Raw genomic sequence first — 25,744 nt, forward strand, 5'->3', positions numbered from 1 at the left:
GGCTTACGGCTTCAGCGTCCAGACCGCCGCGCTGAAGGCCGGAAGCACCAGATGGATCGGCCGGTCTTTCGAGATCGCGACACGGCCGCCTTCCCGGCTTTCCTTCGTGCCCCCGCCGAACCGCTCCCAGTCGGAATGAAGCAGCAGCTCAAGATGACCGTCGTAATCGGACTGATACCGCGCGTTCTGCATCGAATTCGAGAAATTGAAGAAGATGACGAGGGATTCCTCCCTTGCATTTCTCCGGATCACATAGACATCGTTTCCGCTCTCGTTGATGGAAAGCCACTGAAACCCACCCGGCTCATAATCCATCTCGTAGAAGGCCGGATGCGTCCTCCCCAGCTCCATCAGCTCCGCGAAGAAGCCGGAGAACGCCCGGTGCATCGGATAATCGAGCAGATTGTAGTCCGGCTCCCGCGTCTCATCCCACTCTCGGAACATCGCGATCTCATTTCCCATAAAATTCAGCGTCTTGCCGGGATGGGCCAGCATATAGAGGTACAGTGTCCGGAGCTGGGCGAACTTCTCCTCATACTCCCCGTAAATCTTCCCGATGATCGTCCGCTTTCCGTGTACCACCTCGTCGTGGGAAAACGGCAGCAGGTGCCGTTCCCGGTAGAAATAGTACATGGAAAACGTCAGCTTCTGCGACAGCGAACGGCGCTCATCCGTCGTCTTCATGAAGTAATCCAGCGTGTCGTTCATCCAGCCGAGATCCCACTTGTAGTCGAATCCGAGACCGCCCTCCTCCGGAGCCTTCGTGCAGCCCGGATAGGCGGTGGAATCCTCGGCGATCAGCATCGCGTCGGGATGCAGGCGGTGAAGACCGGCGTTCATCGACCGGAGAAAATCGACCGAGTTGGTGTTGACGCCTCGCGCCTCATTGCCCTGCCAGTAGATCATCCGGCTGACCGCGTCCATCCTGAGGCCGTCGAAATGATACTCGGTGAGCCAGTAGTTGGCCGCCGACTGCATGAAGCAGGCGACCTCCCGGCGTGAAAAGATGAAGTTGCAGCTTCCCCACTCGCTCTCGGAGACGTCGCTGGGCGGATACTCGTAGAGCTCCGTCCCGTCATAGCGGCGCAGCGCATACCAGTCCAGCGCGAAGTGCGCCGGCACGAAATCCACGATCGCCCCGATGCCGGCCTGATGCAGACGGTCCACGAGTTCCATCAGCTGGGACGCGGTGCCGTAGCGGGAAGTGGGGCTGAAGTAGCCGGTCTCCTGATAGCCCCAGCTTCCGTCGAACGGATGCTCGGCCAGCGGCATGAATTCGACATGGGTGAAGTGATACTTTTTTACATAGTCGATGAGATCGTCCGCGATCTCATCGTAGCGATACCAGCCGTCGGAATCATCCGGGTTCGTCCTGAAGGAACCCAGATGAACCTCGAATATGTTGAGCGGACGGTCAAAGCAGCGGGTGCGTTTCTTCATCCACGCCCCGTCGTGAAAGGTGTATTCCGAGAGATCCCTCACAATCGAGGCGAACCCGGGACGCTTCTCCATCCCGAACCCGTACGGATCGCAGTGCTCGACCCGGCCGTCGCGGCTGTAGATCACGTACTTGTACATCTGGCCCGGCTTCGCGCCCTCGGCATGCATTTCCCAGAAACCGCTGCGCACCGGCTGCGTCATCGGCTCCTCCTGCCACCCGTTAAATTCCCCGATGACGGCCACCTGCTGCGCCGACGGCGCGTATGTGCGGAACGTCACGCCCTTCCGGTCGGGATGCGCACCCAGATAGCGGTAGGCGTCGAAGACCTTCCCGTCGTAAAATGCCTGAAAATCCATCATGTTCTCATTCCTCATTCTTTCACAGTCTCCGGCCGGCTGAAAGCCGGCCTTCTCTTCCATAGTACCACAAAACAGACCTGCCGTATGGAGAAGAATCGTCTTCCAGCCGCATCGTCCGCAGCGTGCGCGCAGGTGAAAAAAGAGGCGGACCGAAGTCCGCCTCTCGTCGATGGCGAAATCCGGCGCAGAAGCCGCGCCGGATTCCGTCTCTGCCTTATTTCTCCCGCTCCGCCCGGAAACCGTCCCTAAGCTTCTCCACCGGACAGAGCTCTCACACGCTGCCCGCTGCCGCAGCCGCCGGCTTCTCTGCCTTCTCTCCGTCGAGCGTAGGCAGCGTCACCCGGTCCATCGCGTCCTCGGCAATGTCAACGCAGTTGTCGACGATCCGGTTCAGCCGGTCAAGAATCCCCGAGTAATCCGCCGTCATCGACGGATCGCACTCCTTCGCGGAGATCCGGGCGAGGTGCGCCTTGTTAAACTGCTTCTGCGCCTTCCTCATCTTCTTCCGGCCACGTGACACCTTCGCCGCCTTCGCCAGATCCTGCTGCTCGATCGCGTCTACCGTCATCCGGAATAGGCCGAGAGAAATGTTGAAGCATGCCGTCAGCTCACTGACCGCCTGCGTCGAGAAGGACCGGTCATCCGAACCGATCTTCCGGAGAGATATGACGATCTCCCCGCAGCGGTCGCCGATTCGTCCGAGATCGGACGCAACCGACATCAGGCCGGCCGTCTGCTCCGCCTGCGTCTCCGTGAGACCGCCGCCGGCGAACATCTTCGAAATGTAGCGGATGATCGCGGCCTGCACGCTCTCCACGTTCCGGTACAGTCCGTCAAAGACGCTTCTGTCGGCCGCCGTTCCGGCTCCGAGCTCATCGCGGGCCGCCTCCAGCATCTGATCCGTATGAGAAGCGCAGCTCCGGATCTCGCGGCCGACAAGGTACATGGCGGCCACCGGCTGACTGATCAGAGACTCGTCAAGAAACTCCGGCCGGTACGCGTCGCGGGCCGCCGTCTCCGCGCCCGGAATAACCTTCATCACCAGCTTCACCATCAGAGGGAGCAGCGGCAGCCAGACCAGCGTGCAGATCACATTGAACGTGGTATGCGCGTTGGCGATCTGTCGTGAGATAATATCCGTCTCCGCGCCCCTGGGTGAAATCCACGCCACGAACCGGGCAAACCAGGGGATCAGGAACATAAAGACGATCGTCCCGCTGATATTAAAGAAGCTGTGGGCGATTGCCGTGCGCTTCGCGTTCTTCGACTGTCCGATGGAAGCCAGAAGCGCCGTGATCGTCGTCCCGATGTTGTCTCCGAGAAGAATCGGGATCGCGCCCACCAGTCCGATGACCGAGCCGCCGTCCGGCCCCGGCGTCGCCGCGAAATTCTGAAGGACGGCGATCGTGGCCGAGCTGCTCTGCACCACCAGCGTCATGCCGCAGCCGAGAAGAACGCCCAGTACCGGGATATCCTTCACCCGTCCCATCATTTCGATGAAGAACGGACTGGAGGCAAGCGGCTTCATCACGCTGCCCATGATTTCGATTCCCTCAAAGAGGAGTCCGAAGGAAAAAATCACAAGACCGACATTGCGGACCTTCTCGCGCTTCGCGAGGAAGCTGATCAGAAAGCCCGCGAAAATGATCGGATAGATGTAGTCGCTGATCTTGAAGGCCAGCAGCTGGGCCGTCATCGTCGTACCGATGTTCGCCCCGAAAATCACGGAGATCGCCTGCGGAAGCGTCATCAGCCCCGCGCTTGTGAAGCCGATGACCATCACGGTGGTCGCCGAGCTGCTCTGCAAAATCGCGGTCACCAGCGCACCGGCCAGTGCACCCATCACGGGATTCCTTGTGAGGAAGGCGAGCACCTTCTTCATCTTCGCGCCGGCCGCCTTCTGCAGTGCGTCGCTCATCGAATTCATGCCGAACAGAAAGAGGGCAAGGCCGCCTGCCAGCCCGAATACAGTCCTGACTGTCTCGTTCATCTCATACCTCGCTTTTACACAATTCCTATTGTATTGGCGAAGCGACAGCGCGATCTATCCCGTTTCTGTAAAGATTGTAAAATCTGTGTAAAATGCGTTCTTCGAAGCAGATCGTCCCAGAATGAAGTTTCATTCGAAGTGCACTTCATTTCAAACCTGATTTTACCGCCGCAGGTCACGTCTTTCGGGTTTTACAGAACCGAAACAGTATTTTACATATCTCTGATGGAAGCGCCAGGCTCCGGGTGAAATAATGAATGGCAGCATTTATACAAGGAAGAAAGGCTCAGATGAACATCTATCGGGAACTGATTCGGAGAGAAGACATACAGGAATACTACAAAAAAGGCGACGAGATTCTCAGCACGCTCGGATATACGGACCATTCCACCGTCCACGCGTCGATCGTGGCCTCGAAGGCGGCCGAGGTGCTCAGCTGGTTTCATTATCCGGATCATCTGCTCGGGCTTGCGCGGGCGGCCGGCTATCTTCACGATATCGGGAACGCCATCAACCGCACCCATCACGGGGAATACGGCGCGCTGCTCGCCAACGGCATTCTGAAGGAGATGGACGTTCCCTGCGCGGACCGGGCCGCCATCGTCAGCGCCATCGCCAATCACGACGAATCGACCGGCGCGGCCTTCGATCCGGTTTCCGCCGCGCTGATCATCGCGGACAAGACGGACGTCCGCCGCAACCGGGTACGGAAAAAGCCCGTCTCCCAGTTCGACATCCACGACCGGGTCAACTATGCCGTGACACGTTCCCTCACCTCCTACAAACCGGAGAAATCCTCCATCGTGCTGACGCTGGAGATCGACGAGGAGATCTGCACGATGTACGACTATTTCGAAATCTTTCTCGAACGGATGATGATGTGCCGGCGCGCGGCCGAACTGCTGGGCGTCCGCTTCCGGCTGACCGCGAACGGCCAGAAGGTGCTGTGAGGCGCCCGCCGGCCTCCGCGGAGAGCAGACGGAACCGACGTGAAGCAGCGGACAGCCAAACCGTGAGGAGGCTGTGACGTATACGCCGGCCCAGCAGGATCAGCGAAAATGCTGTAAGCGTGAGCATGCACCGGGAAGTCTCCGTGACTTGCCTTCCGCTTCAAAAAATGGCAGAATTTCCGTGTAATCCGCATCCGACTGTCGTACAATTCAGAGGAACGGATCGCTGTCCCGCGGGACAGCAGCCGCTGTTCTGAAAAGGAGGGACACATATGCCTGCCATCTACGCACACGACCGTCTGGGCTGCCAGGTACGGCAGAATCTGGAGGGCCGCCCCGCCGCGGTCATCGACCGCTGGCCGTCGCTTTATATGACCGGACTTCAGGGACCGGATATTCTTTTCTATTATCACCCATTGCATTCCAATCCCGTGAGCGCCGTCGGCGGTCTCGTCCACCGCGAGAGCGGACGTCTCTTTTTCGAGGATGCGTTCCGCGTGATCACGGAGAGCCCGGATCCGGCCCCCGCGTGGTCCTATCTGTACGGACTGCTCTGTCACTTCGCCCTCGACGCGACCTGTCACGCGTGGATCGACGGGTACGCAGAGGAAAGCGGGATCTCCCACGCCGAGATCGAGATGGAATTTGACCGGCGTCTGATGCTCCATGACGGGCTGAATCCGCTCACGCACCGGCTCACCGGGCATATTCATCCCTCTGACCGGGCCGCAGCCGTCATCGCCCCCTTTTATCCGGGAATCAGCGCGCGGACGGTCAGCGAGTCGCTGTGCTCGGTCGTCCTCGCGAACGAGCTGCTGCTTGCCCGCACACCGCTGAAGCGCGCTTTTCTGGACACAGTCTTCCGTCTCGCAGACCAGTACGGCGCGCTGCACGGCCATGTGATCAGCCCGAAGGGCAACCCCGCCTGCCGCGAGAGCAGCCGGGTTCTCCGCGGCCTCTACCTGAAGGCAGCCGCCCGCGCCGCGCGGTTCATCCGTGACGCGGACGGATACCGGAGCGGAACGATCCCCTTCGACCCGCTCTTCGACCGGTCCTTCAACGGCATATAACGGATCCGACCTCCGCCGCAGCGGCCGGTGATCCGGATCAGAAGACACTATCTCTCACAAACAGGAAGGAGATTGCAGGATGAACCGACTCTTAAACGCGATTCACCGCTCCCGGGCCTTCCGGGATCTCACCGATCAGGAATTTGCATGGGTCCTCTACGATGTCGGCAATTCAGCCTTCACGATGCTGGCCTGCTCGCTGATCCCGATCTGGTTCAAGTCGCTGGCGATCGGAAACGGGCCGGGTCAGATTTCGTCGGACCGGGCCACCGCCTACTACTCGATCACAATTGCGGTCGTCACGGTCATCGTCGCCCTGCTCGGCCCCCTGATGGGCGCGCTGGCCGACCGCCGGGGCCGCAAGAAGATTTTCTTCTCCACCGTCACGGCGATCGGCGCAGCCGGCTGTCTCGTGAACGGCTTCACCGCTTCATGGCGGATCTTCATCGCCGTCTATCTGATCACACGCATTTTCTACAACGCGTCGCTCACCATCTATGACTCGATGCTGAACGATGTGACCTCCGGCGACCGGATGGACGCGGTCTCCTCCTACGGATACGCCTGGGGCTACATCGGCTCCTGCTTCCCGTTCCTCGTCGCGCTGGCCGCGTATATCGCCGGCCCGGATATGCTGGGCGTGCTGCCCGGCCGCCTCTCGATGGCGGTCGGCTTCACCGTCACCGCCGTCTGGTGGATCCTCGTGGCGCTGCCGCTGATCCGAGGCTACCGTCAGAAGAACGACTCCGGCGACCGTTCCCACGCGGTCCGCGAGGCCTTCGGAAGCATTTTCCGGACCGTGAAGAGGATCGCGCTGCATGACCGCAAGGTGCTCCTCTTTCTGATCGCCTTCTTCCTCTATATCGACGGCGTCGGCACCATCATCGACAACTGCATCAACATCGGGACGGATCTGAATCTGAACGCCGTCGGCCAGGTAATCTTTCTACTGGCGACCCAGGTGGTGGCCTTCGCCGGCTCCCTTGTCTTCGCGAGGCTGACGAAGAAGCACGGCACCGTTTTTCTGATCTCGGTCTGCATCGCGGGCTACTTCTGCGTCTGCCTCTACGCGCTGACGCTCCGCACGCTGCTGCATTTCGCCATCCTCGCCTTCGGCGTCGGCTGCTTTCAGGGTTCCATCCAGTCCCTGTCCCGCTCGTACTACTCCCGCATCATTCCGCCGGAGCAGTCGGGCGAATACTTCGGACTCTACGACATTTTCTCAAAGGGCGCGTCCTTCCTCGGCTCCGCGCTGATCGCGGCCGTGAAGCTCGCCGGCGGAACCATCAACGTGGCGGTCGCCTGTCTCGCGGTCTTCTTCGCGCTCGGCTTCGTCTTCCTGCAGCTGGCTGACCGCGCACCCGCACGGGCGGAATAACCCCCGCACGGAAAAGCGGCGGCGGGATACGGATCTCTCATTCCGTATCCCGCCGCCGTTTTCCGTGCCGTCTTTTCTCTCACCGGCCTGCTTTGCCGCGTCCGGCCTTCTTATTTCTTCGGCATCGCATACCTGTCGGCAAGCGCCTCAAGGTCCGCCTCGTGCTCCGGCAGCCACTCATCAAACTTAAGTCCGGTCGGCTGAATCATCCGGCCAAGCTCGACCAGGAAGGCCGGTATCTTATCCGCGAGCATCACGCGAGTGCCCGTCACCAGCTTCTCTTCGCCCTGCCGTGCGCATCCGCCGTAGGAGAAGAAGTAGGCATCCTTCATCCCCTCCTCGGTCTTCCGGGCGACGCCCCGCCAGCCGATCGCGCCGATCTGCTGTGAGCCGCAGGAGGAAATGCAGCCGGAAATATGCATCACCGGCAATGTTCCGTTCGGGAAATGCTCCGGCTCCACCGCCGCGATGCAGTCCCGCAGAAGCTGCTGGGAGTCCGCGACGCCGATATCGCAGCGGCGATGCCCGACACAGGCGACCGACGCGGAGATGTCGTCAAAAGCGCCGCCCGCCGTCACCGCGAGGACACGCTCGGCCTCGTCTCCGGTCAGATTAATGACGAAGAGGCCGCCGTCATTGGCGAGCCGGATCTCCGTATCTTCCATCCCGAGGAGGGTCTTCCGGATCGACTCAAGCCGGTCAATCGGAAGATAGCCTCCGATCGGATGATAGGAAACGGCGCAGAGACCGTTCTGCTTCTGCGGCACGACGCGGGGATCCCGGGGCAGCGGCTGCGTCCCCTGCTTCGTCACGATTTTTTCCTCCACGTCAAGTGTCAGCGACCCCTGCTCGAGCACCTCCGCCAGATGCTTCCGGTACGCTTCCAGAAAACCGTCCGCCCCCATCGTGTCCTGAAGGAAGCGGCTGCGGGCCTTGTTCCGGTTCTCATAGTTTCCGTTTTCCATGTAGACATCCAGCATCGTCCGCATGTAGTACAGGATGTTCTTCGGGTTGATATGAGACGCCACCTTCAGTCCGCATTTCGGCTTGATCCCGAGTCCCCCGGCCGCGTAAACGTCGAACGTGCCGTCCTCATTGGCCGCAAAGCCGAGGTCCTTGAACGTCGCGTGCGTCTCGTTGGCCGGCGAATCGGAAAACCCGATCTTGAATTTTCTCGGAAGCGGCTCCACTCCTGTGTACTGGAGCAGATAGCGGTCAGCGGCTGCCGCGTAGGGCTGCACGTCGAAGCAGCCGTCCCGGCTGACACCGGAAAGCGCCGTCGCGGAAACGTTGTTCGGATTGTCGCCGCCGCTCCCTCTCGTCACGATGCCGGCGTCGAGCAGTCGGAGAATCAGCCGCCGCCCCGCGTGCGGACCGAGATCATGAAGCTGCAGGGCCTGGCCGGCTGTCACCTTGAGCACGCTCACCTTATACTGCCGGCAGACGGCGAGAATCGCGTCGGTCATCGCCATCGTCAGCCGCCCGCCCGGCACGCGGATGCGCAGCATCTGACGCCGGTCCCTCTGCAGATAGTCCCCGAAGCCGGTTGACACGGCCTTGTAGGCCTTGTCATCAATTTCCTGCTTCTCATACTGATGCGAAGCCGTCTCAAACGTCGTAAATTCATTCCTGAATCTCGAGAGAACCTCTTCCTGTGACTTCATCTCCACTCCTCTTTTCCGCCGCGTGCCTTTTACGGACATGCAGACCGTGCGCCGCCGGCTCCCGCGCCGGGCATGCCGTCTTCCCTTCTCACGGGCATGCAGGCCGTGCGCCGCCGGCTCCCGCGCCGGGCATGCCGTCTTCCCTTTTCATGAGTATACGGCTGTCTTTTTTCGGCACCCGTTTCGCCCTCACAATCTTATTTAGTATAACACTGAACCCGCCGCGACGATGTTGCCGGAGCAACAGGACAGGAAAAACAGGCGTTTTACGCGGCTTATTGCGCCGGTCTTTCCCGCCGGAAAAGCCGCTGGCCGGGCTTCCGGAGAGATCATATTCAGTCTATTCTGTCAAGTACCGGTTTTTCCGAATCATTCTGAATATCGGTTCTGTCGGCAGAAAGATTTTCATGGTAAAAAAAGACATAGAACAAGAAACATAATGTGAGGGGACATCATCACAACGACATGGAGGATAAACATGAAAAAGAAATACGCTGCACTTGCCTTAACTGCTGTCCTGGCTGTTTCCGCCGCCGTTCCGGCGGCCGCCGCGCAGAACACCGCTGAGAACGTGACCGCCAGCTCCGCCGAAGATCTGCTGCTCAGCATGGAAAACATCGATACCTCCGTCTATGAAGGCACATGGCTCAACACAGGCCTCGGTTTCGATCTGTACCTTCCGTCTGACTGGAGCGTGATCGAGCAGACCGAAGACATGAAGGCAAACGACATCGTCTTCATGGCAACTGATCTTGAGAAGGGCTGGAGCGTCTCAATTTCCCAGTCTGACCTGAGTGACAACCCGGTTGGTTCGAAGCAGATCTACGAACAGCTGTCTTCTGATTCCAAGTACACCAACGTCATGAATGCCAATGCTAACGGCATCCCGTGCGTGACCTTCGATAAAGACGAGGACAAGGTCTCCGGTCTTGCTTTCGCGGATGTGAACGGCCAGATGTACACCGTGATGGTCACACCGAACGACGACAAGGATTTCGTTCCGACGATGGAGAACATCATCTATTCTGTCAGCCCGTCCGACACGACTTCCGGCGCTGAGTCTGCTGAGGACGTAGCCGTTTCCGTTGATGATTCCGCCATCTCCGGCCTTGAAGCTGCTGCAAAGTAATTTCATCTGAAAGCAAAAACGGCCGCTCGTCTGAGCGGCCGTTTTTTATGCTGATCACACTGACCGGTTGCACATATCGCTGCGCACGAATCCCTGTCCGCATTCACGCCGGCGCGAATACACAGAACCGAAAACAGGAAGCACATCTGCCTCATTCTGACAGACGTGCTCCCTGTTTTCTTTTCCTGTGATCATTTTATTCGAGCTCGAACGCACCCGTATACAGCTGGTAGTACGTTCCCTTCTGTTTCAGCAGATCGTCGTGCGTGCCGCGTTCGATGATCCGGCCGTGATCCAGCACCATGATCGCGTCCGAGTTCCGGACCGTCGAAAGCCTGTGCGCGATGACGAACACGGTGCGGCCCTTCATCAGATTGTCCATTCCCTTCTGCACAAGCGCCTCGGTCCGCGTATCGATGGAAGAGGTCGCCTCATCCAGGATCATCACCGGCGGATCCGCCACCGCCGCGCGGGCGATGGAGATCAGCTGCCGCTGGCCCTGTGAAAGCTGCGAGCCGTTCGCCGTCAGCATCGTCTGATACCCGTCGGGCAGCCGGGTGATGAAGTCATCGGCGTTGGCGAGTCGGGCCGCCTCGACGCACTCCTCGTCCGTGGCGTCCAGTCTGCCGTACCGGATGTTTTCCATCACGGTACCGGTGAAGAGGTTCACGTCCTGAAGCACCACGCCGAGAGAGCGGCGGAGATCCGGCTTGCGGATCTTGTTGATGTTGATGCCGTCGTAGCGGATCTTACCGTCCGGGATATCGTAGAAACGGTTGATCAGATTGGTGATCGTCGTCTTCCCCGCGCCGGTGGCGCCGACGAAGGCGATCTTCTGGCCCGGCTTCGCATAGAGCGAAATGTCGTGGAGTACCTGTTTTTCCGGCGTGTATCCGAAATCCACATGCTCAAGCACCACGTCGCCGCGCAGCTCCACGTAGGTGGTCGTCAGATCCGCTTTGTGGAAATGCTTCCACGCCCACATCCCGGTCGGCCGATCCGACTCGACGATCTCACCGGCTGCATTTCTCTCCGCGTTGACCAGCGTGACATATCCCTCGTCCTGCTCCGGCTGCTGATCGATGAGGTCAAAGACGCGTCCCGCGCCCGCAAGTCCCATCGTGATCATCGGAACCTGCATCGACACCTGACCGACGGTCTGGGACAGCTGGCGCGCCATGCTCAGAAACGAGATGATGATGCCGGCCGTCATCGTACCGAGACCGCCGAGGCCGACATTACGTGCACCTAAGTAAGCCATCGTCGCGCCGGTGAACGCCAGCAGCACGTACATCAGGTTGCCGACGTTCATCAGAATCGGCATCAGCACGTTGCCGGCGGCGTTCGCCCGGTTGCTGTCCTCAAAGAGCTGCTCGTTGATCTTCATGAAATCCTTCTCGGATTCCTCCTCGTGACAGAAGACCTTGATGACCTTCGTGCCTTCCATCATCTCCTCGACGAAGCCCTCTTCCTTAGCGAGCGACCCCTGCTGTCTCACCATGAAGCGGGCGGAATCGCCGGCGAATTTCTTCGAGATCCGCGACATCACGAACAGAACCACAAGAACGGCGAGCGTAAGCCAGACGCTGTAATAAAGCATCATGATGAAGATCGCCGCGATCGCGAGCATCGACTGGATCACCATCGGGATCGACTGGCCGATCATCTGCCGGATCGCGTCGGTGTCGTTGGTATACGTGCTCATGATGTCGCCGTGAGCATGCGTGTCAAAATAACGGATCGGAAGGCTCTGCATCCGGTTGAACATATCTCTCCGGAAATCGTCCAGCGTTCCCTGCGTCACCGTCGCCATCAGTCTGGTGTAGATCAGTGACGCCATGACACCGGCCGCGTAGATGCAGGCCATCGTGGTCACGATCCGAATGAGCTGCGGCCAGACCGTGTCAAGCCCCTCCGTGATGCCCGGCGTGATGCAGTCGTCGATGAGCCGCTGCAGGAAGGATACCGCCACTGTGGATGCGATGCCCGCGATCACGATGCAGACGAGGACCACGGTCAGACGTGCCCGGTAATGGGCGAACACATATTTCATCAGGCGGCCGAAGGTTCCTTTTTTAACCGGAAGCGCCTCGCGGCCTTTCTTCCGCCCCGGCCTGCTCTCCGCATCGTCCGGTCTGACCTTCTCCTCCGGCCGGACCGCTTCATTTTTCTTTTCCATCGCCTTCACGCCTCCTTTCCCTTCATCTGTGAATCGTAGGTTTCACGATAAATGCCGTTCTTCGCCATCAGCTCCGCGTGCGTCCCCTGCTCGACGATCCGTCCGCCGTCCATCACGAGAATCTGATCCGCGTCCTCGACCGAGGAAACACGCTGCGCGATGATGATCTTCGTGGTCTCCGGGATCTCCTCCCGGAAGGCACGGCGGATCAGCGCGTCGGTCTTCGTATCGACCGCGGATGTGGAATCGTCCAGAATCAGAATCTTCGGCTTCTTCAGCAGAGCGCGGGCAATGCAGAGCCGCTGCTTCTGTCCGCCGGAGACATTCGATCCGCCCTGCTCGATGTAGGTGTCATACTTCATCGGGAACTGCTGGACGAACTCGTCCGCCTGGCTCAGACGGCAGGCGCGGAGAATCTCCTCGTCCGTCGCGTCCTTCTTTCCCCACCTCATATTCTCGGAAATGGTACCCGAGAACAGGACATTCTTCTGAAGCACGACCGCCACGGCGTTCCGGAGCGACTTGAGATCGTACTTCCGGACGTCGAGGCCGCCCACGTCCACTTCGCCCTCCGTGACGTCATAGAACCGCGGGATCAGCTGAACCAGCGTCGTCTTGGAGGAGCCGGTCGATCCGATGATGCCTACCGTCGAACCGGACGGAATCGTCAGATTAATGTCCGAAAGTGCCATCTTCTTTCCGTGCTTCGAATACTTGAACGAGACATTCCGGAAGGAAATGCTGCCGTCGGGGATTTCGGTGGCGCCGTTCTCCGGTGAAGTCAGCGTGCTCCGGAAGCTCAGAACCTCCGTGATTCGCTCCGCCGATTCCTGAGAGATGATCGTCATGACGAATACCATCGTCAGCATCATCATCGCGGCGAGGATCTGCACGCCGTAGCTGATCAGGGAGGACAGCTCGCCGGTCGTGAGCGCCGTGGCGCCCGTGCTGATAATGAGGCGCGCCCCGAAGTAGCTGACCAGCAGCATCGACATATAGATGCTGGCCATCATGATCGGACTGTGGAACGCGAGGATTTTCTCCGCACGAGTGAAGTCGCGCCGTACCTCCTCCGAGGCCCGGCCGAATTTTTCCTTCTCATAGTCCTCGCGGACGAAGGATTTGACGACCCGGATTCCGCTGACATTCTCCTGAACGGAATTGTTCATGGCGTCGTATTTCTTGAAAATGCGCACGAAAATCGGATGAACCCCGGCCGCGATTCCGAACAGCGAGACTCCCGTCACCGGAAGAATCACGAGAAAGATCAGCGACATGCGGCTGTTGATGTGCCACGCCATGATGACCGAAAAGACGATCATGAGCGGCGTCCGTACCGCGGTGCGGATGATCATCTGATACGCGTTCTGCACGTTCGTAACGTCCGTGGTCATCCGTGTTACCAGCGAGGACGTGGAGAAGCGGTCCACATCCGCGAAGGAAAATCGCTGAATCTGAAAAAACATGTCCTGGCGAAGGTTCTTCGCAAAGCCCGTCGAGCCTTTGGCCGCCTGACGCGCCGCCATCTGCCCGCAGAACAGCGATCCCATCGACATCACGACCAGCACCGCGCCGTCCGTCAGGATCGGCGTCATGGACGACCCGTTCATGTGGTCGATGAGAGACGCCATGGCCAGCGGGATAATGCACTCGAGAATGACCTCCATGGATACGAAAAGCGGCGACAGAAGCGACGGCTTTCTGTACTCTCTGAGGCTTTTCAGCAGTGTCCTAACCATACGATGCAATCACTCCTTTCCTTCTTCCGCCGCCTCCGCGGCTGCCCCGGTCCGCACGGCGCAGCCGGGATCAAGATTATTCAGAACCCTTGTCAGCAGCGTCTGCAGTGTTTTCCTTTCCTGATCCGTGAAGCCCCTCATCAGTTCCTCGTTTAAACGGTTCCGCCGCTTGGCCGCTCGCGCAGCTCCCTCATCAGCGCGGGCAGTGAGCGTCAGAAGGCGGTTCCGCCGGTCCTCCGGATCGACGGAAACCGTGATGAAGCCGTTTCGCTGCAGACGGGAAACCAGCCCGACAACGGTGGGATGCGCCACATCAAGGTGCGCCTCGACCGTCTTCTGCGTCGTGGATCCGCCGTTCGCCCGGAGGCACCCCAGCACGCGGACCTGCTCGAAGGTCAGTCCTTCCTTCTTCATCTCCGCGTCAGCCCGCTGATGCATCCGGATACTGATACGCTTCAGCAGAAGCGGAATCGAATCGTCCAATTGACCCTCCTTTGATTTGTAGCCGGCTACATATTAACGATTAGCGAGTATATACCCGCTCTCGAAAATTGTAAAGAACGAATTATTCCTTTTCCTGTTTTTCCCAGGAGGGCCGGACCGTCTGATGCATTGTCTTTCCCGTCACCGGGTGGAAAAAGGTAAGCTCCGCGGCGCAGAGTGCGATGCCCCCGCGCGGAAGCGGCGGCGCCGTTTCCGCCGCGCCGTACTTCCGGTCGCCCGCGATCGGCATCCCCGCGTGCGCGAGCTGCGCCCGGATCTGATGATGCCGCCCCGTCTTCAGCGTGATCTCAAGCGTCCGGTCTCCGACTCTCCTCCAGGAAAGCTCGCTCCGCTTCGGCGCGCCGCGGCCCGTCCGTTTCTCCTTCGGCTCCGGCACGACGCGGGTCCGGTTGGTTCCCGGCTCCTTCTCAAGCCAGTCGACGAGCGTTCCCTCCTCTCCCGGGATCGTTCCCCCGACCAGCGTCCGGTAGCGCCTTACGATCCGGCCGGCCCGCTGCTGTTCCGAAAGAGCGGCCGCCGCCTTCGGATTCTTTGCAAACAGGACGATGCCTTCCACCGGCTGATCGATCCGGTGAACGGGAAACACATCGCCGCTCCGTCCCTGCTCCCTTAAGCGCAGCCGCAACCGGCTCACAAGGTCCGCCTCCGTCACATTGGCCGATTCCACTGCCATCCCGGCCGGCTTCCAGACGACAAGGACCGAACGGTCCTCATACAAGATCTTCATCTCTGCCATTGGCGTGCCTCCTTTGCCGCCTGCTGATCTCCAGTCCGTTTCACTTTCCCGGCACGCTGCCGCGCGCCGTCTGCATAACCTTCATCCGGGAGCTCCTTTTTCTTCCTGTCACGCCTCCGCGCGCCGTCTGCATGTTCATCATGATCTTTTCTCTCCCGCGGTCCGCGCCTTCAGACGCCTGTAATACAAAAGGCAAAGCACGATCTGCAACGCGGAAGACGCCGGCGTGGCGAGTCCGATATGGAACAGCGAGACCGGCACCTGCCGGCTCATCAGGAAGGAAACGGGCACCCGGACGCAGAACGCGCTGATGACGCCCTGCAGCATGACGAAGCGCGTTTTTCCGATTCCATTATAGTAGCCGATGAAACAGAAGAAAACCGGGGTCAGCAGGCAGTCGATCGAGTAGGCGCGGAGATAATCCCAGCTCGCCTGAATCACCTTCGGGTCGCCGCTGAAGATTCCGGACAGCACGCCGCCTCGGAAAAAGCTCAGCGCGCTCATCAGCGCTCCGATGGCGAGAGACGTCAGGATGGCGTCGCGCAGCCCCCGCCGGGCGCGGTCCATCCGGCCGGCCCCGTAATTCTGAGACACAAAGGCCGCCATGGACTGCATGAAGGAGCTCGGCACAAGCATGATGAACGCGCACACCTTCTCCGCGACGCCAACCCCCGCGGACGCGGTCACGCCGAGTGTATTGACGATTGCCAGAATAATCAGGAAGGAAATGCTGACAAGGAAATCCTGGATGGCAATCGGCGTTCCCAGGCCGAGCACCTTCCCGATCAGCATATGGTTCCATCTCACCGACTGTCTGTCGAAAGCAAATGGCAGCTGCTTCCTTGAGATCATCCAGAGCGACAGCACGACGGAGAGCGCCTGCGCCGCGACCGTCGCGGCAGCGGCTCCCGCGGCGCCCATATGAAAGACAGCCACCAGAAGAAGATCCCCGGTCACATTGCCGGCGCAGGCGATCGCCACCGCGATCAGAGGCGTTCGGGAATCGCCGATCGCGCGGAACACGCTTCCGATCAGGTTGTACCATGTGATGACCAGCATGCCGCCCCCGCAGATGCGGAGATAGGAAACCGCCGCATCAAACGCCTCGTCGGGAACCCTCATGATCCGGGCTGTCTGAGGTGCAGAAAGCGCGAGGATGACACTCAGCGCAAGTCCGGCCGCCGTAAAGAATGCAATCGAAGCCCCGACCGTCTCGCCGGCTCCCTTCCGGTCGCCCTGCCCGGTCTTCTGTCCGAGCAGCACGGTGGTGCCCATCGCGAACGCGGCCATCACATTGGTCAGCGTCGCCATGATCTGCGCGCCGTTTGATACGGCCGACACATCCGACGACGTCGAAAAGCGTCCGACGACCAGCAGATCCACCGCTCCGTACAGCGACTGCAGGAGCAGCGCCGCCAGAACGGGAAAGGCAAACCGGATCAGTGCCGGGTAGATCTTTCCCTGTGTCAGTTCATTTCCGGTTTTCATAAGCCATACTCCCTTCCTCTGACGCGCTTCCTGCAAAAAAAAGAAGCCGGACAGATCAACAGGCGTCTCAGCCTGTCATCTTATCCGGCTTTCCGTATCTCTTTCGTACGGGCTGCCCTCCGATGAACGTTATTACCTTATCATGTTCAGCGGAGCTTTTCAATTGTCTTTATGCGGAAGCAGCCCTGAATCGGACCGGACTGTCAGTTCTCCGCAGCCGCCGTCTTCTGCTCCTCAGCCTGCTTCGCCGACTGATGATTGAAGAAAGAAGCAAGAAGCGCTCCGGAGATGTTGTGCCATACGGAGAAAACCGCCCCCGGAATTGTCGCAAGCGGATACTGGGCGAAATGAGTTGCAGCCAGAGAGGTCGCGAGCCCGGAGTTCTGCATGCCGACCTCGATGGAGATCGCGCGGCACTTCGTCGTGTCGAGGCGGAGCAGCTTCGCCAGTCCATAGCCTGACGCATAGCCCAGCAGGTTGTGGCAGATCACGACGGCGAGGATCAGCGCGCCGGACGTCATGATACGGGCGGAATTGGCGGAAACCACCGCCGCCACGATCATCACGATCGCCACCGTGGAGACCAGCGGAAGGGCTTTCACAGCCTTCTGGGTGAATTTGCTGAAGAAGTAGTTGACGACAAAGCCTATGACGATCGGAAGGAGAACGACCTCCACTACCGAAATGAACATCGCGGCCACATTGACATCGACGGTCTTTCCCGCATACAGCAGCGTCAGCAGCGGCGTCATGATCGGCGCGAGAATGGTGGACACAGCCGTCATGCTGACAGACAGCGCCACATCGCCGTGAGAGAGATATGTCATGACATTTGAGGACGTGCCGCCCGGGCAGGTGCCGACCAGAATAACGCCAACCGCGAGCTCAGCAGGCAGACGGAAAACAACGGTCAGCGCATACGCGATCAGCGGCATCAGCGTGAACTGCAGCACCGCGCCGATGACGACGTCCTTCGGTCTGCGGAAAACGACGGCGAAGTCCGACGGCTTCAGCGTCAGTCCCATACCAAACATGACGACGCCCAGCAGATAGTTGATCCAGGATGTGGAAATCCAGCTGCAGGCTTCCGGCTTGAAAAGAGCCAGAGCCGCGACCGCGATTACGATCGCCGCCATCCATTTGCCGACGAAGCCACTCACGCGTTCCAGTGTTTTCATGATCATATCCCCCTTTGGATGGTGCGGCGGGCAAATAAAACAAAAGCCTTTGTCTCTACGGCAGATTGAATCTGCCCGAAGAGACAAAGGCTTTTGAACCTCTGCGGTACCACTCTTCCTGCATACGCTTCCGCGTACACCACTCAGCCGCATCGTCCGGTCCGGCCGGGCCGCTCTTTCGCAAATCACAGATGGTCGCTTCATCTGCGTTCCGCGTTTCACTGCCTGCCGCATCCTTCAATGCGCGATCTTTGATAACGGTGATCCTCCGTCGGCTCTTACTGAGCGTTCCTGCTGCCCGCACCCGATTCCGATCGAAACCGGCCGTCCGAACGCATCCCGCCGTTCCGCGCCGAAGCTCAGAGATGATTCTCCGGAAAGTCCTGTCCTGTCTCGCACCAGCCGACAGTTCTCTGCGCCATTCATTTTCCGGACGCTTCTCGTCACAGCCTGTCCTGTTCTATTTGCTCGTCTGACTTAAGTACAGCGAAAAGTATAGCGCGGGCTGAAATCGATATCAAGTGCAATCCTGTACAGATCGCACAAATTATTTGTTTTGATTTGAGCGCATTGCACAATATCGGGATTGATCCTCTTACCAGCGCAGCATCAGGCAAAGCCGGCCGCCATTCAAACACATGTCGGATATCCTGCTGAAAAGACTTGCGTTTCCGCACAAAACAAGCGGTCGTCGTACTATCACTGCCGTACGGCGACCGCCTTAACACTCATCGCTATTCAATTGGATTCAATACCTCGTGTGATCCAGGACTTATTTTCGCTATGCCTGAAGATCATTCTCTTGGTTGAAGTCTGTCTGCTTCCGTTGAATCTATATTGAATGTTTATTTTAATTCCCGACGCGTCGTTTCCTTTCTATCCCGCTGCTTCTTTACGCAGCTGATATCGGAAACTTAGAAATTTAATATCCCTTTTCTGATGTCCTCCCGCTTTCTTTCCGCCATGTCCGATTGACATCGGCTTTTCGGAATGTTCTCAGGCGATCGGTTCATCACTCTCTCCGTTACCGGATCGGCAGTTCTGCTCAATATGATAAGTCAGCGGATATACCATTTCGCGTTTTCGATTCCAACTCAATCTTACCGGTAGTTCTTACCTTGTAGAGAAATGGCTTTCTTGCGAGGAATTGCTGACTCTGCCGCCATCATATTGAGGAGCTATGTAGATCGGATCATCTGATGTGCCCAATGGAAACATCCTCCTCTCTTTTATCCCAGGTTCTTCGCTTCCGCTGCGTTCTTCTTCCTTTTCTTCTCTGTTCTGAGGTTTGACTTCGGATTTCTCGTCTCCGGGGTTTTCCACCTCTGCAGCCTCAGCCAAGTGAGTTAATGGTGATTGAAGAAGTTTGTTCCTTTCTTTGTTGTCTTTACTATACCAAACGGCCCGGTAATTGTCAAGATTTTCATTTGTAAACAATCTGTTACCTGTTTATTAATGCATTTTATTGCTAATATTCTGTCATTTTATAAACTTACAGAACTGTTTCAATAACTCCGTACAACACCTTTTGACGTCCGGACAGGGCTCGGCCCGGGCCGAGCTGGCGGATGGCGGCAAAGGCCCGGCCGGGCTGGCGAATGGCGGAAAACGCTCCGGGTCCGGCCGGCGGATGGCGGCAAAGGCCCGGCCGGGCTGGCGGATGGCGGCAAAGGCCCGGCCGGGCTGGCGGATGGCGGCAAAGGCCCGGCCGGGCTGGCGAATGGCGGAAAACGCTCCGCTCCGGAACGGCAAATGGACGGCAAATGGCCCGGCCTCCGCATGTCTCCATACCTGAGGCCGGGCCTTGCATCATGTGTCCGCCGCTGTTCAGTTGCTGCTGTACTGATTGACGAAGCCGATCTTGTTGAGCGGCCAGTATCGAAAGCCCGCCCGCGCCACGATCTGATCGCGGCGCACACAGGTCGTCGTCCAGAACCGGGAGTCGTTGCTGTGCGCCCGGTTGTCGCCCATCATAAAATAGCAGTTGTCCGGCACCGTGTATGGACCGAAGTCATCGTAGAGATCGGTGGAAGTAAACTCGTCGTCCGTGTCGTCGTGCTCTCCGTTGATGTAAACGACGCCGTTCTTCACCTCAATCGTATCGCCCGGAAGCCCGATCAGACGTTTCACAAAAAGCTGGGACTCGTCGTCCGGATAGTGAAAGATCACGATGTCGTAGCGTTTCGGGTCAGAGTTCAGATAAGCGAGCCGGTTCCCGAAGAGCCGGTCGCCGATCATCAGCGTCGTCTCCATCGACTGGGACGGAATCTTCGCGTTGATCACCACAAATCGGTTGAGCAGCAGCACCGCGCCAACGATCAGCGCGTAGGGCAGAATCTCTTTAATGATTTTCTTCATGTTTCCTTCATTCTGTTACCGGATGCATCATCTGTGATTTCTGTAGTAATTGATGAGACAGCCGTCTTCGATAATCTCTCTCTCGTCATCCGTCAGATCGCCGGTCTTCATGGAAAAGGCAGCCGTCCGGCCATCCTTCACCACATAGGCCGTGATCTCCGGCGCCTTCTCCCTGATCTTCTCCGCCACACCGGGGATGTAGATCCAGTCGCCGTTCGCAAACGGCAGATCTCCCGGCCCGATCAGGAACGGGAGCATGCCCCAGTTGATGAGGTTCGAGCGGTAGCGCTTGGTCGCGTATTCATTCGCGATATTCGCCCATCCGCCGAGCACCTTCTGACAGGAGGCTGCCTGCTCGCGGGCGGAGCCGTCGCCCGGCTTCACGGCGAAGATCGTGGAGCCGACGCCGAGCTCTCCGGTCTCCGGGGCGGAGCCGAGAGAGGTCTTCAGCGTCTCGAGCACGCCGCCAAGCTCCGGGAGCGCCGCGGCCGCGGCGCCGATCCCGTCCGCGCCGTCTCCGAGCAGCGCATCCTCCGCCTTCTTCACTTCCTGTGCACGTCCGACATAGTCCGGATCCTTACGCGAAAGAGCAAAGGACGCCAGCTTCAGCGGATTCGAGCGGTAGGACGAAGTCTCGCCGGAAGGAATCAGCTCATCCGTCGTCGTCACCGGGTCATGGATCTCCGATACCACCTTCAGCAGAAGGTTCTCCGGAAGCACGGGCATTGCCGGCCAGTCCTTGATGTTCGGTCCGTAGACGAGCTCCGCCGAAGGATCCGGCTGTCCCTTGCTGTCAAATACGCGGTTCGCGTAGATCTGCGAATCGAAGAAATAAGCCGGCTTCGTGAACGCGCCGTCGTATTCCTCCGCGCTGGTAAGCCGTCCCTGATTCGCCGCCGTCGCCGCGATCGAGCGAGCGTCCATCAGCGCGACGGACGAAATCTGGCCCTCCTGTACCTTGGACCCCTCCCGGTTCGGGAAGTTCCGCGTGGAGTGCCGGATCGAGAACGCATTGTTCGACGGCGTGTCGCCTGCCCCGAAACAGGGCCCGCAGAAGGCTGGCTTGATCACCGCGCCCGCGTCCACGAGATCCGCCAGCGTGCCGTTCTTCATCAGCTCACGCATGATCGGCATCGAGGCCGGATAGACGTTGAGCGAAAACGAGCCGCTGCCGATGCTTCGGCCGCGCAGGATATCCGCCGCGTCGCAGATGTTCTCAAACCCGCCGCCGGCACAGCCGGCGATAATGCCCTGGTCCACCATCAGGCGGCCGTCGCGGATCTTTCCGGTGAGATCCACCTTCACTTTGTCGCCGAAGGCCACCTTCGCCCGCTCCTCCGTCTCCTTCAGAATCTCGTACGGGTGATCGTTGACCTCGTCGATGGTGTACGTGCAGCTCGGATGATACGGCATCGCGATCATCGGCTTCACCGATCCCAGATCCAGCTCGATGCAGCCGTCGTACCACGCGGTATCAGCCGGCTCCAGCGTCCGGTACGCCTCCGGTCTTTTGTGGATCCGGAAGTATTCCTCCGTCTTCTCGTCCGTCGTCCAGATGGAACTGAGGCAGGTGGTCTCAGTGGTCATCACGTCGATCCCGATCCGGTAGTCCATCGAAAGGCCGTGGACGCCCGGTCCGACAAATTCCATCACCTTGTTCTTCACATATCCGTTCCGGAAGACCTCGCCGATGATCGCGAGCGCGATGTCCTGCGGCCCGACGCCCTTCCGGACGCTGCCGGTGAGATAAACCGCGACCACCCCGGGCCGGCGAATGTCATAGGTCCGGTTCAGCAGCTGCTTCACCAGCTCCGGACCGCCCTCGCCCATCGCCATCGTGCCCAGCGCGCCGTACCGCGTATGGCTGTCGGATCCCAGCACCATCCGTCCGCAGCCGGCCAGCATTTCCCGCGCGTACTGATGAATCACCGCCTGCATCGGGGGCACATAGATGCCGCCGTACTTCTTCGCCGCGGACAGTCCGAAGACATGATCGTCCTCATTGATCGTCCCGCCCACCGCACAGAGCGAGTTGTGGCAGTTCGTCAGCACATAGGGAAGCGGGAACCTGGTCAGTCCGGACGCCCGTGCCGTCTGAATGATGCCGACATAGGTGATATCATGAGATGTCAGTGCGTCGAAACGGATCTTCAGCTCGTCCATGCTGCCTGACGTGTTATGGGCGGCCAGAATCGAATACGCCATCGTCCCCTTCGCGGCGTCGTCCCGGCTCGCGGCGCAGGACTCCGCAAGTTCCGTGCCGTGAAGCAGATACACGCCCTTCGTGTGAAGCTTCATTTCATTCCCTCCTTCGGTTGCATGTTTCTCTGTACGTCTCCCCCCGCCCGTGCGCGAAGGCTGTCGGAGATCATCAGCGCGAGCCGCAGCTTCATGGCGCCGTCGAAGTTCCGCAGATCCAGCCCTGTCGCGGCGGTCAGTTTCTCCAGCCGGTACACCAGCGTGTTGCGGTGCACATAGAGATGCCGCGCGGTCTCGGATATGTTGAGATTATTTTCAAAAAATGCATTGATGATCTCGAGCGTCTCCTGATCGAGTCCCTCCGGGCTCTCCGTTCCGAACACCTCTTTCAGATAGAGGCGGCAGGTCTCCTCCGGAAGATCGTGTATCAACCGTCCGACGCCCAGCCGGTCGTACCTCATCACGGTTTCTCCAGCGTTGAAGACCCGTCCGATCTCAAGCGCCGCTGCCGCGTGGCGCAAGGCTCCGGCCAGCTCCGTCAGCCTCTCCGCAGGCCGGTCGTACCCGACGCGGACCGCTGTCATCGCCTCGGCGTTCAGCATGTCGACGATCGTATGGGCGAACCGTTCGGCGCTCTCCTCTGTGTCTGAAAACTGAGCCGCCCGGATCAGGACCATCCGCCGCTCATCCAGCTGCGAGAAAAGATCACTTGTCCGGCTCAGAAACATGGATTTCACCACTCGCTCCGCATCGCCGCCTGGCTGAGAGGCGCACTCGATCAGGTAGACCGTGCGCCGGATACGGTCCGGAAGATGGAACCGGGCAGCCGCCTGATAGAGGCGGTCCTCCCGGATCTGCCCCAAAAGGAGGCCCCGGAGAAGCGCGGCCTTGTCGTACCGCTCGGAGAATGCCTCGGTCAGCATGCCGATCCGTTCGGCCGTCTCCCCGGAGTCAGGTCCTTCTTCCTCCACCGTCAGATGAAGTCCGGTTACCCGATTCAGCTCGCCGAGCGCCCGCTTCAGGTCATCCTGACCGCTCATTCTCTCCTCCTGCCTTTGCCTCGAAATGGATTCTTCCGGGCGGGCGGTTCCTTCGACTGCCCGTCGTGCCCGGGCTGGCGCCTCTCCGCCCGTCAGCCCGTTCGCGCCTCCGGATGAAAGAAACACGGTCCGCGCGAACAGGCATTTGGGTCATTTTACCATAAATGAGGCCATATTAAAAGGCTGTACGCCGCCGGGGCGGCATACAGCCTCGTCCGATCCGTCACAGGCTTCAGTCCGTGATGGTCTTCTCTGTATCCTTCTCGAAGTAATGCGTCTTGCTCATATCGAACGCGAACTTCACGGTGTCGCCTGCTCTTGCCGGCGTTCTCGGATTCACACGGGCAGTCATCTGGGAGCCCGCGAAATCGAAATACAGGAACACTTCAGCACCGAGCAGCTCGTAGACGCGGATCGGCGCCTCGATCGTCGCGTTGGCGTACTTCTCAAGATATTCCTTCTCGTCGTGGACGTCCTCCGGACGGATGCCGAGCACGACCGTCTTGCCATCATAAGCCTTCAGGGCGGACGCCTTGTCGGCCGGAACCTCAAGGGTATGGCCGCCGACCTCGACTGTCACCTGGCCGCCCTTCGCGGACACCTTCGCGTCCATGAAGTTCATCTGCGGCGAGCCGATGAATCCGGCCACGAACTGGTTGCACGGATGATCATAAAGGTTCTGCGGAGTATCGATCTGCTGAACCTCGCCGGCCTTCATCACGACGATTCTGGTTCCGAGCGTCATCGCCTCGGTCTGGTCATGCGTGACGTAGATGATCGTCGCGCCGAGTCTCTGATGCAGTCTGGAGATCTCGGTTCTCATCTGAACACGGAGCTTCGCGTCCAGATTGGACAGCGGCTCGTCCATCAGGAAGACCTTCGGGTTACGGACGATCGCACGGCCCATCGCGACACGCTGTCTCTGGCCGCCGGACAGAGCCTTCGGCTTTCTGTCAAGGAGCTGATCAAGATCAAGGATCTTGGCCGCCTCTCTGACCTGCTTGTCGATGACATCCTTCGGGACCTTGCGGAGTTTCAGGCCGAACGCCATGTTGTCATACACGGTCATATGCGGATACAGAGCATAGTTCTGGAAGACCATCGCGATATCACGGTCCTTCGGCTCGACATCGTTCATCACCTTGCCGTCGATCTTCAGCGTACCGCCCGTGATATCCTCAAGGCCGGCGATCATACGGAGCGTCGTGGACTTTCCGCAGCCGGACGGTCCGACGAAGATGATGAATTCCTTGTCCGCGACATCGAGGTTGAAATCCTTGACCGCCTTGAATCCGTTCGGATAGGTCTTGTCAATATGCTCAAGTGAAAGACTTGCCATTGGTTTTATCCTCCTGAAAGATTAGCATCGGCACAGCCGGCCGATCAGAAAAACGATTCTCTCAAGCCCGTCTCTGCTGTCTTTGAACTGTTACACACAGTATACTGTCAGCCTGTATGGAAACGCTATGGAAGCCTGTACAAAAAAAGTATGAATTCGTTGCCACTTTGACGAAAGAATTCGCTCAGAACGCCCTGATCGTGTCGCCGGCCTCTCCCTCGTCCGCGCCGATCCGCTTCACCACCACGTCGTAGCCGGCGTTCTCGTTCACCTTCACATGGACGGTGTCGCCGGCCTTGTGGTGCAGCAGCGCCCGCCCCAGCGGCGAGTCGATGGAGATCAGGTTCTTCAGCGAGTTGCCGCGGATCGTCGTCACGATCCGGAAAGTCTCTGTCTCGTCGTCCTCGGGGAAATAGACCTCTACGCTCTTATCCATCGACACCTCGTCCGCCGCCGCGTGGTCCTCGATGATGACGGCCGTCTTGATCATATTCTCGAGGTAGCGGATCCGGCTCTCATTCTGCCGCTTCGCGCTCTTCGCCGCGTGGTACTCGAAATTCTCCGACAGATCGCCCTGTGCTCTGGCCTCCTGCACCTCCGCGATCAGCTGAGGCTGCAGCTTCAGCCTGCGCTCATCGATTTCGGCCTGCATTTTCTCAATATCGCCCTTCGTCAGTCTGTCATGCATCACTACCGCACTCTTCCCTTTCTCATTCCTCAAGCACTTCAAATTCCAGATAATCGAAGTCCACGTCTTCGATGAAGCTGTCCCGCCGGAACCGGGTCTTCGACGTGCGCTGAAACTCCCGGACATTGACGTCAAGCCACTGGGGCACGGCCAGATCGAAGATCATGCAGACCTCATTCAGACAATGAAATATCCGGTGTGTCCTCGTGTCGTCGCTGCAGTCCTCGACCACCGTGTCCCGCAGCAGATGGTTGTCCTTCCAGATCCTCGCCCAGATTCTCATGGCTCCTCCGTTTCTCCGCCCGCAGGAACAGC

General features: G+C 59.1%; 20 protein-coding genes. 4 read left to right on the top strand and 16 right to left on the bottom strand.

All coding sequences use genetic code 11. The annotated features are described in order from the left end of the window. Positions 1 to 3: 3 nt before the first annotated feature. Both glgB and G4C92_RS05900 read right to left on the bottom strand, forming a co-directional pair. Complete coding sequence (gene glgB, locus G4C92_RS05895) at positions 4 to 1,815, bottom strand: 1,4-alpha-glucan branching protein GlgB (protein ID WP_274941652.1); 1,812 nt, start codon at positions 1,813 to 1,815, stop codon at positions 4 to 6. 256 nt (positions 1,816 to 2,071) lie between these two features. Beyond that, positions 2,072 to 3,790, bottom strand: coding sequence for a Na/Pi cotransporter family protein (locus G4C92_RS05900; protein WP_274941653.1), 1,719 nt, complete (start codon positions 3,788 to 3,790; stop codon positions 2,072 to 2,074). A gap of 290 nt (positions 3,791 to 4,080) precedes the next feature. Here G4C92_RS05900 and G4C92_RS05905 point away from each other — a divergent pair, with 290 nt between their 5' ends. The 3 genes from G4C92_RS05905 (at position 4,081) to G4C92_RS05915 (ending at position 7,188) form a co-directional block, all read left to right on the top strand. Further along, on the top strand, positions 4,081 to 4,740 hold the full coding sequence (locus G4C92_RS05905) for an HD domain-containing protein (protein WP_274941654.1): 660 nt from the start codon (positions 4,081 to 4,083) through the stop codon (positions 4,738 to 4,740). Between the two features lie 272 nt (positions 4,741 to 5,012). Beyond that, complete coding sequence (locus tag G4C92_RS05910) at positions 5,013 to 5,810, top strand: zinc dependent phospholipase C family protein (protein WP_274941655.1); 798 nt, start codon at positions 5,013 to 5,015, stop codon at positions 5,808 to 5,810. A gap of 79 nt (positions 5,811 to 5,889) precedes the next feature. After that, on the top strand, positions 5,890 to 7,188 hold the full coding sequence (locus G4C92_RS05915; protein ID WP_274941656.1) for an MFS transporter: 1,299 nt from the start codon (positions 5,890 to 5,892) through the stop codon (positions 7,186 to 7,188). Between the two features lie 110 nt (positions 7,189 to 7,298). Here G4C92_RS05915 and G4C92_RS05920 read toward each other — a convergent pair whose 3' ends face one another. Then, a complete protein-coding gene (locus tag G4C92_RS05920) occupies positions 7,299 to 8,852 on the bottom strand; it encodes a nitrite/sulfite reductase (protein ID WP_274941657.1) in 1,554 nt (517 codons plus the stop codon). Between the two features lie 478 nt (positions 8,853 to 9,330). On the opposite strand from G4C92_RS05920, the gene G4C92_RS05925 reads away from it, so the two are divergent. Then, complete coding sequence (locus G4C92_RS05925; protein ID WP_274941658.1) at positions 9,331 to 9,981, top strand: hypothetical protein; 651 nt, start codon at positions 9,331 to 9,333, stop codon at positions 9,979 to 9,981. Between the two features lie 196 nt (positions 9,982 to 10,177). Here G4C92_RS05925 and G4C92_RS05930 read toward each other — a convergent pair whose 3' ends face one another. From G4C92_RS05930 to G4C92_RS05990, 13 genes are all read right to left on the bottom strand, one after another. Beyond that, positions 10,178 to 12,160: an ABC transporter ATP-binding protein gene (locus G4C92_RS05930; protein WP_330654819.1), complete on the bottom strand. Its 1,983-nt coding sequence runs from the start codon at positions 12,158 to 12,160 to the stop codon at positions 10,178 to 10,180. A 5-nt stretch (positions 12,161 to 12,165) separates the two neighbouring features. Continuing rightward, positions 12,166 to 13,899, bottom strand: a complete 1,734-nt coding sequence (locus tag G4C92_RS05935; RefSeq protein WP_274941659.1) for an ABC transporter ATP-binding protein — start codon at positions 13,897 to 13,899, stop codon at positions 12,166 to 12,168. A 9-nt stretch (positions 13,900 to 13,908) separates the two neighbouring features. Then, positions 13,909 to 14,382 (bottom strand): MarR family winged helix-turn-helix transcriptional regulator, encoded by a 474-nt coding sequence (locus G4C92_RS05940; RefSeq protein ID WP_274941660.1) that lies wholly within the window; start codon positions 14,380 to 14,382, stop codon positions 13,909 to 13,911. An 82-nt stretch (positions 14,383 to 14,464) separates the two neighbouring features. Next, on the bottom strand, positions 14,465 to 15,139 hold the full coding sequence (locus G4C92_RS05945) for an RluA family pseudouridine synthase (protein WP_274941661.1): 675 nt from the start codon (positions 15,137 to 15,139) through the stop codon (positions 14,465 to 14,467). Positions 15,140 to 15,277: 138 nt separating this feature from the next. Beyond that, positions 15,278 to 16,627, bottom strand: coding sequence for an MATE family efflux transporter (locus G4C92_RS05950; RefSeq protein ID WP_274941662.1), 1,350 nt, complete (start codon positions 16,625 to 16,627; stop codon positions 15,278 to 15,280). A 203-nt stretch (positions 16,628 to 16,830) separates the two neighbouring features. Continuing rightward, positions 16,831 to 17,805, bottom strand: a complete 975-nt coding sequence (locus G4C92_RS05955; RefSeq protein WP_274941663.1) for a bile acid:sodium symporter family protein — start codon at positions 17,803 to 17,805, stop codon at positions 16,831 to 16,833. A 1,113-nt stretch (positions 17,806 to 18,918) separates the two neighbouring features. Further along, positions 18,919 to 19,146: a hypothetical protein gene (locus tag G4C92_RS05960; RefSeq protein WP_274941664.1), complete on the bottom strand. Its 228-nt coding sequence runs from the start codon at positions 19,144 to 19,146 to the stop codon at positions 18,919 to 18,921. A 486-nt stretch (positions 19,147 to 19,632) separates the two neighbouring features. After that, complete coding sequence (lepB, locus tag G4C92_RS05965; RefSeq protein WP_274941665.1) at positions 19,633 to 20,163, bottom strand: signal peptidase I; 531 nt, start codon at positions 20,161 to 20,163, stop codon at positions 19,633 to 19,635. Between the two features lie 27 nt (positions 20,164 to 20,190). After that, positions 20,191 to 22,461, bottom strand: a complete 2,271-nt coding sequence (locus G4C92_RS05970) for a hydratase (RefSeq protein WP_274941666.1) — start codon at positions 22,459 to 22,461, stop codon at positions 20,191 to 20,193. Next, positions 22,458 to 23,402 (bottom strand): PucR family transcriptional regulator, encoded by a 945-nt coding sequence (locus G4C92_RS05975; protein ID WP_274941667.1) that lies wholly within the window; start codon positions 23,400 to 23,402, stop codon positions 22,458 to 22,460. Before G4C92_RS05975 ends, G4C92_RS05970 begins: the two co-directional genes overlap by 4 nt. Before the next feature lie 232 nt (positions 23,403 to 23,634). Further along, a complete protein-coding gene (locus tag G4C92_RS05980; RefSeq protein WP_274941668.1) occupies positions 23,635 to 24,741 on the bottom strand; it encodes an ABC transporter ATP-binding protein in 1,107 nt (368 codons plus the stop codon). Between the two features lie 184 nt (positions 24,742 to 24,925). Continuing rightward, on the bottom strand, positions 24,926 to 25,429 hold the full coding sequence (locus G4C92_RS05985; RefSeq protein ID WP_274941669.1) for a GreA/GreB family elongation factor: 504 nt from the start codon (positions 25,427 to 25,429) through the stop codon (positions 24,926 to 24,928). A 22-nt stretch (positions 25,430 to 25,451) separates the two neighbouring features. After that, positions 25,452 to 25,712, bottom strand: a complete 261-nt coding sequence (locus G4C92_RS05990) for a hypothetical protein (RefSeq protein WP_274941670.1) — start codon at positions 25,710 to 25,712, stop codon at positions 25,452 to 25,454. Positions 25,713 to 25,744 lie beyond the last annotated feature (32 nt).

The organism is Chordicoccus furentiruminis (genome assembly GCF_019355395.1).
Taxonomy (GTDB): domain Bacteria; phylum Bacillota; class Clostridia; order Lachnospirales; family Lachnospiraceae; genus Chordicoccus; species Chordicoccus furentiruminis.

Excerpts from the sequence above, each read along its gene's own strand:
- G4C92_RS05900 (WP_274941653.1), bottom strand. The coding sequence starts at position 3,790 with ATGAACGAGACAGTCAGGACTGTATTCGGGCTGGCAGGCGGCCTTGCC.
- G4C92_RS05935 (WP_274941659.1), bottom strand. The coding sequence starts at position 13,899 with ATGGTTAGGACACTGCTGAAAAGCCTCAGAGAGTACAGAAAGCCGTCG.
- G4C92_RS05955 (WP_274941663.1), bottom strand. The coding sequence starts at position 17,805 with ATGAAAACACTGGAACGCGTGAGTGGCTTCGTCGGCAAATGGATGGCG.
- lepB (WP_274941665.1), bottom strand. The coding sequence starts at position 20,163 with ATGAAGAAAATCATTAAAGAGATTCTGCCCTACGCGCTGATCGTTGGC.
- G4C92_RS05920 (WP_274941657.1), bottom strand. The coding sequence starts at position 8,852 with ATGAAGTCACAGGAAGAGGTTCTCTCGAGATTCAGGAATGAATTTACG.
- G4C92_RS05970 (WP_274941666.1), bottom strand. The coding sequence starts at position 22,461 with ATGAAGCTTCACACGAAGGGCGTGTATCTGCTTCACGGCACGGAACTT.
- G4C92_RS05905 (WP_274941654.1), top strand. The coding sequence starts at position 4,081 with ATGAACATCTATCGGGAACTGATTCGGAGAGAAGACATACAGGAATAC.
- G4C92_RS05945 (WP_274941661.1), bottom strand. The coding sequence starts at position 15,139 with ATGGCAGAGATGAAGATCTTGTATGAGGACCGTTCGGTCCTTGTCGTC.
- G4C92_RS05950 (WP_274941662.1), bottom strand. The coding sequence starts at position 16,627 with ATGAAAACCGGAAATGAACTGACACAGGGAAAGATCTACCCGGCACTG.
- glgB (WP_274941652.1), bottom strand. The coding sequence starts at position 1,815 with ATGAGGAATGAGAACATGATGGATTTTCAGGCATTTTACGACGGGAAG.
- G4C92_RS05985 (WP_274941669.1), bottom strand. The coding sequence starts at position 25,429 with ATGCATGACAGACTGACGAAGGGCGATATTGAGAAAATGCAGGCCGAA.
- G4C92_RS05975 (WP_274941667.1), bottom strand. The coding sequence starts at position 23,402 with ATGAGCGGTCAGGATGACCTGAAGCGGGCGCTCGGCGAGCTGAATCGG.
- G4C92_RS05915 (WP_274941656.1), top strand. The coding sequence starts at position 5,890 with ATGAACCGACTCTTAAACGCGATTCACCGCTCCCGGGCCTTCCGGGAT.
- G4C92_RS05980 (WP_274941668.1), bottom strand. The coding sequence starts at position 24,741 with ATGGCAAGTCTTTCACTTGAGCATATTGACAAGACCTATCCGAACGGA.
- G4C92_RS05930 (WP_330654819.1), bottom strand. The coding sequence starts at position 12,160 with ATGGAAAAGAAAAATGAAGCGGTCCGGCCGGAGGAGAAGGTCAGACCG.
- G4C92_RS05910 (WP_274941655.1), top strand. The coding sequence starts at position 5,013 with ATGCCTGCCATCTACGCACACGACCGTCTGGGCTGCCAGGTACGGCAG.
- G4C92_RS05925 (WP_274941658.1), top strand. The coding sequence starts at position 9,331 with ATGAAAAAGAAATACGCTGCACTTGCCTTAACTGCTGTCCTGGCTGTT.
- G4C92_RS05990 (WP_274941670.1), bottom strand. The coding sequence starts at position 25,712 with ATGAGAATCTGGGCGAGGATCTGGAAGGACAACCATCTGCTGCGGGAC.